The sequence below is a fragment of the Pontibacter aydingkolensis genome, assembly GCF_019443125.1.
Classification (GTDB): Bacteria; Bacteroidota; Bacteroidia; order Cytophagales; family Hymenobacteraceae; genus Pontibacter; species Pontibacter aydingkolensis.
In genome coordinates, this window is the sequence record NZ_JAHYXK010000004.1 from 281,591 (window position 1) to 294,637 (window position 13,047).

At 42.5% G+C, this 13,047-nt stretch carries 10 protein-coding genes; 4 read left to right on the top strand and 6 right to left on the bottom strand.

What is annotated here, in order from left to right; genetic code table 11:
* Positions 1 to 15 precede the first annotated feature (15 nt).
* A complete protein-coding gene (locus tag K0O23_RS07330; RefSeq protein ID WP_219876752.1) occupies positions 16 to 453 on the top strand; it encodes a hypothetical protein in 438 nt (145 codons plus the stop codon).
* 57 nt (positions 454 to 510) lie between these two features.
* On the opposite strand, the gene K0O23_RS07335 is transcribed toward K0O23_RS07330, so the two are convergent.
* Complete coding sequence (locus K0O23_RS07335; protein ID WP_219876753.1) at positions 511 to 2,355, bottom strand: PLP-dependent aminotransferase family protein; 1,845 nt, start codon at positions 2,353 to 2,355, stop codon at positions 511 to 513.
* Positions 2,356 to 2,540: 185 nt separating this feature from the next.
* Positions 2,541 to 2,681 (bottom strand): hypothetical protein, encoded by a 141-nt coding sequence (locus K0O23_RS07340; protein WP_219876754.1) that lies wholly within the window; start codon positions 2,679 to 2,681, stop codon positions 2,541 to 2,543.
* 652 nt (positions 2,682 to 3,333) lie between these two features.
* Here K0O23_RS07340 and K0O23_RS07345 point away from each other — a divergent pair.
* Positions 3,334 to 3,990 carry a protein-L-isoaspartate(D-aspartate) O-methyltransferase gene (locus K0O23_RS07345; RefSeq protein WP_246596976.1) on the top strand — a complete coding sequence of 219 codons (657 nt, stop codon included), beginning with the start codon at positions 3,334 to 3,336 and terminating at the stop codon, positions 3,988 to 3,990.
* A 238-nt stretch (positions 3,991 to 4,228) separates the two neighbouring features.
* Positions 4,229 to 4,930: an MgtC/SapB family protein gene (locus K0O23_RS07350; protein WP_219876756.1), complete on the top strand. Its 702-nt coding sequence runs from the start codon at positions 4,229 to 4,231 to the stop codon at positions 4,928 to 4,930.
* A gap of 125 nt (positions 4,931 to 5,055) precedes the next feature.
* Here the strand turns inward: K0O23_RS07350 and K0O23_RS07355 are convergent, their stop codons facing one another.
* Entirely contained in the window at positions 5,056 to 5,970 is a 915-nt protein-coding gene (locus K0O23_RS07355) for a pirin family protein (RefSeq protein WP_219876757.1), read from the bottom strand.
* 319 nt (positions 5,971 to 6,289) lie between these two features.
* On the opposite strand from K0O23_RS07355, the gene K0O23_RS07360 reads away from it, so the two are divergent.
* The gene (locus K0O23_RS07360; RefSeq protein WP_219876758.1) at positions 6,290 to 7,336 is read left to right on the top strand and encodes a porin family protein; all 1,047 of its coding nucleotides are present in this window, start codon (positions 6,290 to 6,292) and stop codon (positions 7,334 to 7,336) included.
* A gap of 233 nt (positions 7,337 to 7,569) precedes the next feature.
* Here the strand turns inward: K0O23_RS07360 and K0O23_RS07365 are convergent, their stop codons facing one another.
* The 3 genes from K0O23_RS07365 to K0O23_RS07375 form a co-directional block, all read right to left on the bottom strand.
* Positions 7,570 to 10,098, bottom strand: a complete 2,529-nt coding sequence (locus K0O23_RS07365; protein WP_219876759.1) for a TonB-dependent receptor — start codon at positions 10,096 to 10,098, stop codon at positions 7,570 to 7,572.
* 472 nt (positions 10,099 to 10,570) lie between these two features.
* The gene (locus tag K0O23_RS07370; protein ID WP_219876760.1) at positions 10,571 to 11,248 is read right to left on the bottom strand and encodes a LytR/AlgR family response regulator transcription factor; all 678 of its coding nucleotides are present in this window, start codon (positions 11,246 to 11,248) and stop codon (positions 10,571 to 10,573) included.
* A 62-nt stretch (positions 11,249 to 11,310) separates the two neighbouring features.
* Complete coding sequence (locus tag K0O23_RS07375; protein ID WP_219876761.1) at positions 11,311 to 12,828, bottom strand: sensor histidine kinase; 1,518 nt, start codon at positions 12,826 to 12,828, stop codon at positions 11,311 to 11,313.
* Between the last annotated feature and the right edge of the window lie 219 nt (positions 12,829 to 13,047).

Genomic DNA, 13,047 nt, shown 5'->3' on the forward strand with positions numbered 1-13,047 from the left:
TCGCTCTACTTTTATATGGCAGCTCTGCCGGGGAGAAATCAATGCCAGCGTAACCGACTGATACAAATACCTATAACCGGACAGCATTGGAAGAGAAAACACATTGCTAAGGAGCAGCCAGAAAGCATGCCTGTTGCCGTTGAGCCAGAAACTTATGAACAAGGGCTGGCCAGTATCCCGGTCGAGGAGCAGCTTATGCAGGCCAAGTCTGTGATGATCAGGAATGCTCTTCATCTTAGCAAAGATCAGCTAAAGGATCTCCTCCTGGTTTACATGCAATTTGATGCCGAGATCAATAGGCTAAACGGCAAGACAACTAAATTTGATGCGAACCAACCTGAAAACTTCTGTACCGAGGAACTAGATAAAATGATTAGAACCCAACTGGATAATGTAGTTAAAATCAGCTCTATCAAATTTAAGTACTATCCGAAATTCAGAACCGAGTTATAATCCTGAAAAGAGCAAGGCACTATTGCTCTAGGACAGCAACAGTGCCTTGTTAAAGGCTTAAATTTGCTCAACAAAATCTAAAAAGACTCTTTTATGAAGTTCAAGATCCATATCAGGGGATAATGCTACACGGGCAATATAATCTTTGTCGTCTTCTTTAGTTGTCCCTTGCGTGGATGTTGCGGGTATCGTCCAATAGCACCCTTTTAACTGTCCATAGCTAACACAGTATTTACTCTCGTTCGGAATTTCACTGATCATCATATCAATCAGCTTTAAATTTAATGCTCTTTTATAAGCTTCCCTTTCTTCATCAGTGTTCCCTTTAGTAGGAAGATCCAGTGAAAATACGGATGGCGTAAATCCTTCTTTTGCCAGTTCTTCCGAAACAAAATTGATCTTTGCCGCTGGTAAAACCTCTTTGATAAAGTTTACATATTCACGTGTGTTCCTGTAAGCATCTTCAATCCTTTGATTCATGGAAGGCAATTGCTCTGCCAATACCTCCATCTGAAAATCTGTAGCCTCGTTGTCGCAAAGTATCAGGTGCTGTTGAATTCTTTCCAGCAACGCTTCAGCTTTAGTGTTTGCGACACAGTAGCCGGCTGTAACTTTTCCGCCACTCGGGAATTTAGATCCGCTCACATAAGATATGACCCTGACCGATGAGAGTATGTTCTCCTCGCTTGCGAATTGTACATTCGGGCAAAATGTCTGATCCAGGATAAACACCGGATCAATGGCAACTCCACCGGTAGCAGTCTTACGCTCCTTACTCAGCACATTTCTTAACTTTTCAAGATCCGGAACCTCGACTCTTGGGTTTGTTGGAATCTCAGCGATAATGTAGGAAACAGCATCTTCGTTAGCAATTTTATCCAGCACTGTATCAATACTTTGAACCATATCATGATTCCCATCAACCGGTAAATCTACTACTTCAACATTATCGATACATGCATCTATTCGCCTGGCCTGGTCATTTGTTCCACCATAGCAATTTGGAGGCACAACAAATCTGATGTCTTTTCCATTATGATTATCCAAGGCATCATGAACCAACCCCATCATGATCACATACTGAATAGACAGCCCGGAGGAACCAATCAGTGCTTTGGTATCTGTACCGGTAATCTTTTTAATTGAATTTAAGACAAGAGCTTTGTTCTCCTCGACGGCACTTTTCTCATTATTGGAAACAGATTTTCCGATCAGTTGCTGCAAGGCAGAATAACAATTAGCCGGCGTCATCGCAATTGTCTCTCTTCTTCGCACATGCTGGATTTCTGAGATATAGCTCTCGTTTTGCTCACCATTTACCAATAAAATGCTTCCCAGGTGAGAATGAGCTTGTACAAGGAAATCAATATTCGGGTTGAGATCTACTTTACCAATTTCATCTTCTTGTGAAACGAATATCGTGCTGCCGTTAAATTGGTAGATATCCTCTACTTTCTCAACATGCTTTAGGTCAAACTTATACCCATAAACGCGCTTTAGTACTTCTGCATCAAAAGACTCTGGTAATTCACCGGTATAAATGATTTGTGTGTTCTTATGATCCAACAAGCTTTTTCTTAGAACTGCCAAAATAGGAACCGTCTTCGATGAAAAACTTATTACATTTTCAGGTTTTAGCTTATTCAACTTAGCAATTGTCCATTCCAGTACTGAGGATAATGGATGGCCTAACCGAATATAGTCGAATGCGGTGGGCAGTTCACTGAGCGCTGATGTTTCAGAATTATTATCTTTAAATAAGATTTCAAACTGCTCTAAGAATTGGGTTTTGGCTAATTGCTCATTATAAATATCCAGCCGATGTGTTGTCAGCCTCAACCAGTCAGTTGGCATATTTTTTAATGCATCTTCAATATAGTTTAGCACATTACTATCTTTCATAATTTTCACTGTGAGATAAGTATTATAAGTTACAAAGTAGTAGAAAATATAATCTCTTGCCTAGTTTTAAAATGGTGAATGAGATGCTAATTACCAGTCTTCTTTTTCAACGAAATTTCAATATAAAAGGAAGTAACCTCATAACCTTCTGAAAGGGAAAAGCTTAGTCTTCGGTTTTGGGTTTCTTAATCAATTCCCTCATCATTCTTAGATGCATCGCGTTTAGCTTTTTTCACCGCAACTTTAAGTGACACCTGATGTGCCTTCCTTTCCTTGAATTCTTTTTGGCGCTGCTTTTTTTGTTGGTCTCTTGATCTGGTACTCATAACTTAGTTTTTCAATAGCTAATTTTTAAATCTGGTAAAGCCTAATTTCCATTATAATCTAATGTATACGCTTTAACGAATTTAAATTATTTTCTGCATTGGAATCACAATAGATTAAGAAACTGATGTATAAAGTGAGAATCGCTTTACATCGCCACTAGTTCTTTTAGAAAGGCTTAGTAACTTTTAAATCAGAGCTATCTATATGAATATTTCTATACTACAAGCCAGATTATACTTTAAGATTAAAGCTTCCTATCTACATATACTCAAAGTTTTGTTGAACATATTTTTCATTGTTTAATGTATCAGGGCTTTAGATGGCACTTTTTCCCCAACTAAGTATAATCAGGTAATCGTAAAAAACTAATCTATAACAATTGAATTTGCATCTTAAGACTACTTCAATTGCTATCAAGCTCGATTTAAAATCCTAAAAAGTACGCGCAAACTTTACCATTGTAATTAAATGACAAACTGACACTTATAGCCACCTACCCCTAAAAGAACTTATTTTAAAACCACTAGTATAAAATAATAACACCTGGTACGCTGCTTGCGGATATTGCTGCTCTCTTAATGGCACTTCTACCCTAACTTGTATCGCCTTATGTTTACCCCTGTTTCAGTCCTGCTTTTATACTTGCTTAGTTTGTTTTCTCTGCAGGCAGATGTTTACAAAGACAGAAGAGAAGCCCTAGTAAAACGTCATATTGAGGGAAGAGGCATATCTGATAAAGCTGTGCTGGATGCGATGCGTACTGTTGAAAGGCATAAGTTTGTTCCTCAGGATCAGGTTTCACAAGCTTACGAAGACCACCCGCTTCCCATTGGCTATGGACAAACCATCTCGCAGCCTTATATTGTTGCTTACATGACACAGGTTATCAAACCAAAACCCCACATGAAAGTACTCGAAATAGGTACGGGCTCAGGTTACCAGGCAGCAGTTTTAGCAGAGATCGTAAGGAAGGTTTATACCATTGAGATTGTGCCTGAACACGGAAAAATGGCTGCAGAGCGGTTAAAAAAGCTAGGCTATGATAACGTGGAAGTAAAAGTCGGTGATGGGTACAAAGGCTGGGAAGAGCATGCTCCCTATGATGCTATTGTTGTAACTGCCGGCGCAGAGTCTGTTCCTCCACCCCTTCTGGATCAATTAAAAGAAGGCGGTAGAATGGTTATACCAGTAGGTCCTGCTTTTGCAACGCAATCGCTGATGCTGATAGAAAAAAGAAAGGGCAAAGCCGTTACAAAAAATCTGATGCCGGTGATATTTGTGCCTTTTACCAGAAGCGAAAAGAAATAACGCGCTACAAAAAGACTATGCAATTGCTTCTACTTTAAAGTATAATTTAATGTATAAGTATAAATCAAAACATGCTGTAGATCAGGATGTAACATCTTAAAGCATAAATACTTCCGATGTAAAGCATTATCTTTTACCTCTCATTTAACTATAAAATCAAGCCCGGTTTCTGCTCACAACTCAACTTTCCCCCAAGTCTTAAGTAAAGTCTATATAGCTAGGTGTAGTTAGATAATCTATGGACTTATTTATTTTAGAATCAACGGATCTCAATGCCAGTACTATTATAATCAGGTTACTTTTAAGTACTTTATTAGGTGGCCTATTGGGTTGGGAAAGAGAGAGCAGGCGCCAGAATGCCGGTTTAAGAACCCATATAATTATATCCGTAGGCTCTTGCCTGCTTATGCTGATCTCTATTTTTATTCCGCAGTCATTTTCTGATTACCCTAACGTAGACCCCGGAAGAATTGCGGCCCAGGTTGTTTCCGGTATAGGCTTTTTAGGGGCTGGTGCTATTTTCAGGCTTGGCGGAAGCACGCACGGCCTGACTACCGCTGCTACAATATGGGCCGTAGCGGCAGTAGGCCTGTCGGTTGGAGTTGGCATGTATGGGGCCGCAACAGTTGTAACCCTACTCCTCTTGTTTGTTCTAGCCATATTGGATAAGGTAGAGAAAAAATTCTTCAATGCTGGGGCCTTAAAAATCTTGAAGATCAATTTTCAGTCAGCTAAAATCGAGACAAGCAGAATATTGACCATACTTGAGAAGCATGATATCATTACCAAAAGTATAAATGTGCTTCAGTCTAAAAACAAACAGAATGCCACCATCAAACTATATGTATTTGTGCCCGAAGGCCTGCACGTAAAGCAGTTTTACAAGGATCTGAACGAACTAAAGAATGTGGGACAGATATCGCTTGGGCAGGATTTTTAACTTCGGATGTGCTTTAGAAGTATAAACACCAGAATTCGATAGCTTATACTTTTATATGTCCAGTCTGTTTAAAGTATAACCCCGGCTTAGGTACTACCCAAAATTATACTTTACAACTACCTAACTCAGGAAAGCGCCTGAGGTGGCGGATCTCCGGCTGGCCTGGATCGGTCTTCAGGCAATGGTGTGAACTCCAGGTTATCTGTAGGAGGTAAAAGTATACGTCCCTCTTTCCAATCGGCTTTTGCCTGCTCTATGCGCTCTTTCCTTGATGACACAAAATTCCACCAGATAAATCTTTCTCCCAAAGGCTCCCCTCCCAGTAGCATAAGCGTGGTTTTTTCCTTTGCCAGTATTTTGGGATCTACCCCTTTGCTAAACACAAGCATTTGCCCCGAAGTATACGTTCTGCCACCAACTTCTATACTTCCGTTGGCAATGTAAATTCCCCGCTCTGCGTGTTCTTTCGGCAGCCCGAAGCGCGCATCTTTGTCTAGTATAGCATGCAGGTAGAATAAGGGAGAATGAGTTTTAACGTGGTTCATCAGTCCGTAAGCATCTCCGGCTATCAGTCGCATCCATACACCGGTATCGGTATAAATAGGCAGTTGCTCAGGTTTATAATTGTTGAATGCTGGTGCGGCTTCCTCATCTTTTTCCGGCAGTGCCACCCAGGTCTGTATCATTTCCAGTTTACCGCCTGCCAGGGCTGAAGGGTCTTCAAACCGCTCTGAGTGGGCGATACCACTTCCGGCCGTCATCCAGTTTACTTCCCCGGGACGAATAACCTGCTCCACCCCAAGACTGTCGCGGTGGGTTACCTGCCCACCAAACAAATAACTTACGGTTGATAGTCCAATGTGCGGATGCGGCAATACATCCATAGAATCTGATGTTTTAGGTTGTACTGCCACAGGTCCGGCATGGTCCATAAAAATAAAGGGGCCTACCATTCGTTTTAAGCGGAATGGAAGTATCCGGCGAACATCCATTCCAGGTCCTATAGATGCTTTTCGGGCTTCGATAACAATGTCCAGCATAGCGAGCAAAATTAATTTATACTTTAAAACGGAAAATATGCCTACCCAGGCTGTAAATTTTCAACACATCCACAAAGCGGGTGCCCAACAGTTGACAGGAAAAAGTTGGAGCGCATTCAAAAATCATGGTAGTGATTGGCAGGTAAGAAATGCACAGCCCCAAGGTTATCGCCAGTGCTCAAAAGCTATTTTCCTGAACGTCAAATCGCCATCGCGATAGCACACGCCTTAACAGTGTACTTAAATCACCACGTCTCGTATTATATTAATACAAATTATACTTATATTATCAATAATAACTACCGTTGCCAGTTATCCTATGAAGACAACTTTACTCCTGTTCATACTACTCTATCAGTTAAACTTTCTCATGGCCCAGACAATGCCAGGGATTCGCTTTGGTGCTAGTATGAGTAAAATTAATGGGATCAGTAGCACAAAAGGTAGCTACGATTGGCTGTATCAATATCATGGCGGCTTTATGCTGACTCATAAAATAGGGAGTAAACTTTACCTGCAACCGGAGTCCATGTACTCGCAGAAGGGTTACTACTATGAGATAGCCAGAAATAACAAGGGTGTTTTTAAGGATACGGTGATGTATCGTGAGAAAACGCAGTTGAACTACCTGGACATACCTATTCTTGCCAGAGCAGGAACAAACCGATTTTATATGGAGGCTGGTCCACAACTCTCATTTTTCATGAATGGCAGGCGCACAGAAACACGCACCACTAACTCAAACGGTATAGTTACCGACCACCAGCATACCCGCGACCTTATTGGCTTCGCTGATGACTTTGATATTGGTTTTACCGGCGGATTCGGTTACCAGACAGACCTGGGGCTTGGTTTGGGCCTGCGCTTTAACCAGAGCTTCAAAGAGTTGGTTCACCGTGAAAAATGGAAACGGAATGTAGTTGTCCAGCTTTCTACTTTTTACATACTTGGCAAACGGAAAGAGATATTGGCTGAGAAAGCGCCTGTGCCGATTACCATTCCAAATCCGGATATTGACTACTACGATAAAAGGAAAGCCAACAAGAAGGCGTATACAATCATAGGCAGAACAAACATGCCGCGTGTCAGTTTTACAAAAGTAGCTGAAAGCGAGCAGATGCATGTTCAGTTCAAGATCATAACCACTGGTTTTTATACTCCCCAGGACATTCTGATTGCGGGTTCAAGTGGCATTGAGGAGAATACCGGCTTATTTCTGGGCTTCAGGAATGTGCAGTTCCCGTTTGAAGGCAGCATACAGTTCTCTACTTCAAGCGGTGGTGGCTCAACATTGGTACAAAGCAGGATGGAGTACGAAATTAAAGAACCAGGATTTTGGCGGATCACAATTACTGTCAGCCAGTAACTTTTGCAGATAGTAATGCAAAAAACCATTTTCACTAAAAAGAATGAAAGCAAATACAGCATGCCTTTACGCTGATGTTGACTTCCTGTAGTGCCTTTAAAGCGATAACCCATATTGGCAAAAAAGCCTCTGGCTAAAACCAAAGGCTTTTACAGCAAACACTAAACAATTTCTTTGAATGGAGCAGTACAGGCAAACCAGTCTTTAAACTCACTTATGCGGAAGATTACCAACTATTGCATCGAGTTTTCTTCCCCTTCCTTGGCATCGTCATTAGAGACTTTCTTAACCCGGCGTGGCCTGGCTTTGGCATCCTGCTTTCCGAACTGGTAGTTAAAGCTCAACCGTACCTGTCGCATGTTAATACTCAGGGCGTTGGTCTGGTTCAGAACAAGTATATTTTCGGAGTTGTATGTCTTGATTACACGTTCACGCGTCACGTACTTATTAAATGGGTTGTTTACCCCCAGCGTTACGTTTCCTTTTTTGTTCAGCACTTCTTTTCTCAGGGCAAAGTTGTAGGTTCCGTAGGGCAGCACTTTACCTTGCAGCGATATCTGAGACGAGTTATAATCGCCTGCCATCTGTGCACTGAAACCTTTGTTGAAGTTGTAAGACACATTTAGGTTGGTATTGTATACAATGCCGGAGTTAGACTGCTGCTGTCCGGCACCGTCAATAGAGGCATAGAACAGATTTACGTTACTGCTAATCCTACCCTTCTCCAAAAACTTTATACTACTAGAAAGGCTAAGCCCGCAGAAACTCTCCTGCCCTATATTGCCGAAAGTAGTAGTTACTCTGCCCACAGAGTCCGGGTTAGAACCATTGTAAGGCGTGCTGAGTGACTGGATGGCATTGTTTGTCTGACGCAGGTACAAGGATGCATTTATTGTTGCGCCGGATTTATAGAAGGTACTAAAACCTAACTCATATGCATCTGTTAACTCAGCTTCCAGGTCAGGGTTACCACGCGTCACATTCTTCGGATTACTCACGTTCTCGTAAGGGTTTAAAAGAGACAACTGTGGCCGCTGAATACGCTTGGAGTAGTTGAACTTGATCGTCTGGTTTTCCTTCAGGTTCCTGGACACAGAAAAGCCAGGGAACAGATTCTGATACTCCTGCGCTACTGTAGTGCCGTTTGTAATAAAGTCTCCATCAATCTCGGTATGCTCGTACCTTAAACCCATCTTCAGGTTATACTTCTCTAGTTTCATGCCATACATCGCATAAGAAGAAAGCACATCCTGGTTATAAGAAAACACATCCGTTCTTTCTGGCTGCAGCACAAAAGGCGATGAAGCCGGACTTGCCACCAGGAAACGGTAGTCGCTTTCGGCATAGCGCCAGATGGCTTTCGTGCCGATCTCTAAGGTTTGGGTTTTACTTATCGGATGCGTGTAATCAGCCTGGGCAGTCATTTCTTCGTTGTAGGCATCGTTGTAGTTCTGCTCCTTTTGTGTTAGCTGGCTGTCCTGGAACAACTCCATAAAGTTTTCGTTATCGCGGCTGTTCCTGCTTATGAGTCCCAGCACCGAAAGCTCCTGCCCCTGCTTCTTAAAGGATCTGGTATAGTCTAAGTTGATATCATAATTAATTCCCTCAAAGCCATTGCTGCCTACACGGGTGTTTCTGGTATCCGGAGAACTCTTAAAAGTATTTGTAGTTACTTGCGTTGTTTTAAACTCAACATCAGGAATCGTCATGCGAATGCCTGCCGCAATGTAACTTGTCTTACCAAGCCCATAATCGGCCCCAAACTGCAGTAACCTGGAAGAAGCAATTCTGTTAGCATCAACATTCTGCGTGCTTCTGGATATAGATGATCCAGGGCCGAAAACCGATGTAATGTTATTTTTACCACGCATATCGGCCATTGCATAGCCCAGGGTGCTGCTTACACCTACTTTGCCTTTTCGGTAGACCAGACCCATGTTGGCATTGCTGTTAATCGTGCCCAGATTAGCAGCAAAGTTTCCGGTCAGGCCCTGTACACCGCTGTCTTTCTTCAGGATGATGTTGATGATACCTGCCGTTCCCTCCGCATCGTACTTTGCCGATGGGCTGGTGATCACCTCCACGGCTTTGATCTGGTCGGCAGGAATCTGTTTAAGGGCATCGGCTACATTACTGGCCACAACCGCAGACGGCTTGTTGTTGATGAGAACCCGAATATTAGAACTGCCACGCAGCTGTACGTTTCCCTCCAGGTCTACACTCATTCCCGGTACTTTCGCCATCACTTCGGCCGCTGTTGCACCAGGGTTAATGTCTTTATCAACGTTGTAAACCATACGGTCCACTTTGTCTTCTATCAAAGGCTTTTCTCCGGTAATAGTAACTTCGCTTAGAGTTTTTGTGCTTGACTTAAGTATAACTGTTCCCACGTTCACATCATCCTTTCCTTTCTCAACAGCCACATTATCAACTACCATACTTTCGTAGCCAACAAAGCTTATGGTTAGCTTATAATGCCCGGGAGCAACCTCAGCAATACTAAACCTGCCTCTGCTGTCGGTAGTAGAGCCATTTACAATTTTGCCCGTGCCTTTGTTAACCAGCGCCACCGAGGCAAACTCCACAGGGGCTTTTGTCACCTCATCCTGAATAGTGCCGCTTATCTTACCCTCGCCTTTTGCCATGGGTTGTGATGCGACTGGCGCCTTGCCAGCACCTACTGGCTGGCCTGCCACATTTTGGGCAATAGAAGCCTGTGCAGCGAGAAAGCCCGCTACGGCCATAAGTATAATCTTTTTCATAATAAAGAGCTTAGATCGTGATGTTTATAGGTTTCGTTCTAAAATAGAAAGGGTAATTCTATGGTAAATTTACAGCTTCATGGCCATGTCGCAGCTTCTGTAAAAATTATATGTATTTGTACTTTTCTCTCAAAATCTGTTTGCAAAAGGCGTCTGACTTCCGTTGTCTCATCTGCTCTTTCGGATTTGCAATCCGATGTTATACTTTGCCAGCTGTTAAGCCACAAGTAGTAGCTAGAAGTCGGATTGCAAATCCTCATATCAGATGTTTCGGGATTACAAATCTCGAAGAGCAACTCTTTTGTCTGTTCGCAAAAGGGCAAACCCGTCCCAGCCCCTATCAACAGGAGAGTTTAAAATGCACCTAAACTCTTCTTGAAAAGAACCAGGCACAGGTGCCATTTACAAACAACTAACCTTATTATTCACTAGCACTTAGGGTGGATAGTGCTATACTTTATGTAAGCGTATGCTAAACCTGCAGCTGCTGCATATACGATGCGCCAACCGGTACTTCGTTGCCTTTTACACACACCTGGTGGCGCTCTATTTTATCTATTCTGTCTTTGGCAACAATGTAGGACCGGTGCACACGCACAAACTTTTCAGGTGGCAGCATATCACTGGCTTCCGTAATAGTCATTCGGGTCAGGAGCTTCTTATCTTCCAGCACAAAGGTCACGTAATTGCCTGCAGCTTCTAAGTATAGAATCTCTTCGAAATGTACCTTTATCTGCTCATATCCCGTCTTTAGGAAAGTATAATTCTTAGCTGTATCTGCTGTACTACCAGTGCGTAGCTGATATAATTCCTGAGCCTTGTTGCAGGCCTTCACAAAACGGACCAACGAAAAAGGCTTCAGCAGGTAGTCAATGGCATCCAGTTCAAAACTGGTAACTGCATGCTCCGAGTAGGCTGTAGTAAAGATCACCAGCGGCTTCTTTTGCAGACTGGCAACAAACTCCAATCCGGTAATATCAGGCATTTTAATATCCAGAAAGATCAGATCAACCGACTCTCTTTGCAGGTATTCCAGCGCCTGAAAAGCATCTGTAAAAGTGGCCTTAAGGTCTAAATAAGGAACCTTGGATGACAACGTTTTCACTACTTCCAATGCTAAGGGTTCATCGTCTACTGCAATTGCCTTCATCTGTTTTGTCGTTTTACTACTCTTTATAATTGCTGAACAAGATTAATGCTATTTTTTTGAATCTAGAGCTGCAGTGTAAGGTGCACAAAGTACTCTTCAGCTGTTTCTCTGATCATCAGTTCATGCTTACCCGGATACAGGTGCTCCAGGCGCTGCTTCACATTTATCAAGCCAACGCCAGATTTGTCTTTTTCCGGATCCTGCTCCTGCTTGGCGTGGATGCTGTTGTACACATCAAAGTATAGCTTATTTCCGGCAGTGTGCAGCGTAACTCTTATCCAGGATTTATGTTTCAGGCTTATGCCGTGCTTAAAGGCATTCTCTACGAATGGGATCAGCAGCATCGGAGCAATAAACTTATCCGAGACAACGTCCTGTATCTTAGTTTCTATGCTGATGTTCGGGGATGCTGATGTACGCAATGTCTGCAGTTCTATAAAGTTTTGCATGTATTCGACCTCACGCGAAAGCAGGATTTTCTGCTGCAGGTTCTCGTGCAGCATAAAGCGCATCATATCGCCTAGCATCTGTATACCCTGCGCCGTACGTTCACTATTTTCCTGCAGAGCGGTTCCGTAAAGTGTGTTAAGTGCATTAAACAAAAAGTGCGGGTTTATCTGAGAGCGCAGAAAGTCAAGGTTTGCGGCAGACTTACCCAATTCGTTCTTTAGCACATACAGCTCTTCATTGCCTTTTAAGTGGCGCTTAAACAGAAACCAGGTAGCAGGCATAGTTATGAAGAGGTGAAACATCAGATTAAAAAAGCTAACACCAAAAGCATCCTCCTCGTCCTGAAAAATCACCATCATCAGGAAAGCCACTGGCAGATAGGAAACTACAAGAATGCCAGTACAAATCATGGCATAATACCTGAATGGGTTCTTTTTATGCAGTGCCTTTGGAAGCAGGGAGTAAAACGACACACAATAAATAACCAGTGCACTCAGCGACACCAGTCCCCATACAACAGTAATTTCTTCTTCGGCATTCAGGATCAAAAGCAAAAACACACTTACCATCCAGGCTATAAAAGCTGTAAGCACATCCCGTGTTATGATTTGGTACTTTGACTCAATATAAGTAGAGTTAGACAACAGGTAAAGCCCTGAATACTTAATACCGGTATATAGGCCCAGCATCAGCAGCAGCCAGAAGGCATAATGGAAGCTCTGCTGAAAAATGTAATCATATGTATGATTCTCCGATTTGAACCTGGCAAACAGGTAGCCTTTCGTATAGGTATCCAGAATGCCGACAAAGAATCCAACTGCCACAAAAGTTATAAGCGTCAGGAAAATGTACAGCCAAAGGCGATTTTTTTTGAGCAGCTTTGGCACCAGCACAAAATTCGCTAACAGGAACACAAGGTAAAGCAACAGGTAACGAAACAGCTGCGGAAAAAAGTAATGCTCGTAGTAGTTGTATTGTATTCCAGCCTCAAAGAACTGGCGCCTGTTCGGGCTAACCCCTATAGCCAGTGAGAATAAGGCGAAAACAAATATGGTGGTAGCAGCCCAAAACTCTACCTTGTTTCGGTGGATGGGCTCTGAAATATAAGATTTAAGTGTCAGATCATTCATGGGACAATGATAATAGAATGCTTACAGGAAAAACAAAAAATGTGACGAATGTATCTGAATTTGTGATGGACCGAACCCTGTGCAGCACATACACTCTCCTGTTGGTATTTCTACCAACAAAAGCTTATGAACTATCTCTTTTTCAACTATAATCTGTTTGCCAGCGTATTAAACTCACTATTGCGCTCTACTTAAAAAAGGAGTGTGATGCACTTAAAA

Coding starts and splice junctions, on each gene's coding strand:
- K0O23_RS07330 (WP_219876752.1), top strand. CDS start 16: ATGGCAGCTCTGCCGGGGAGAAATCAATGCCAGCGTAACCGACTGATA.
- K0O23_RS07335 (WP_219876753.1), bottom strand. CDS start 2,355: ATGAAAGATAGTAATGTGCTAAACTATATTGAAGATGCATTAAAAAAT.
- K0O23_RS07340 (WP_219876754.1), bottom strand. CDS start 2,681: ATGAGTACCAGATCAAGAGACCAACAAAAAAAGCAGCGCCAAAAAGAA.
- K0O23_RS07350 (WP_219876756.1), top strand. CDS start 4,229: ATGGACTTATTTATTTTAGAATCAACGGATCTCAATGCCAGTACTATT.
- K0O23_RS07355 (WP_219876757.1), bottom strand. CDS start 5,970: ATGCTGGACATTGTTATCGAAGCCCGAAAAGCATCTATAGGACCTGGA.
- K0O23_RS07360 (WP_219876758.1), top strand. CDS start 6,290: ATGAAGACAACTTTACTCCTGTTCATACTACTCTATCAGTTAAACTTT.
- K0O23_RS07365 (WP_219876759.1), bottom strand. CDS start 10,098: ATGAAAAAGATTATACTTATGGCCGTAGCGGGCTTTCTCGCTGCACAG.
- K0O23_RS07370 (WP_219876760.1), bottom strand. CDS start 11,248: ATGAAGGCAATTGCAGTAGACGATGAACCCTTAGCATTGGAAGTAGTG.
- K0O23_RS07375 (WP_219876761.1), bottom strand. CDS start 12,828: ATGAATGATCTGACACTTAAATCTTATATTTCAGAGCCCATCCACCGA.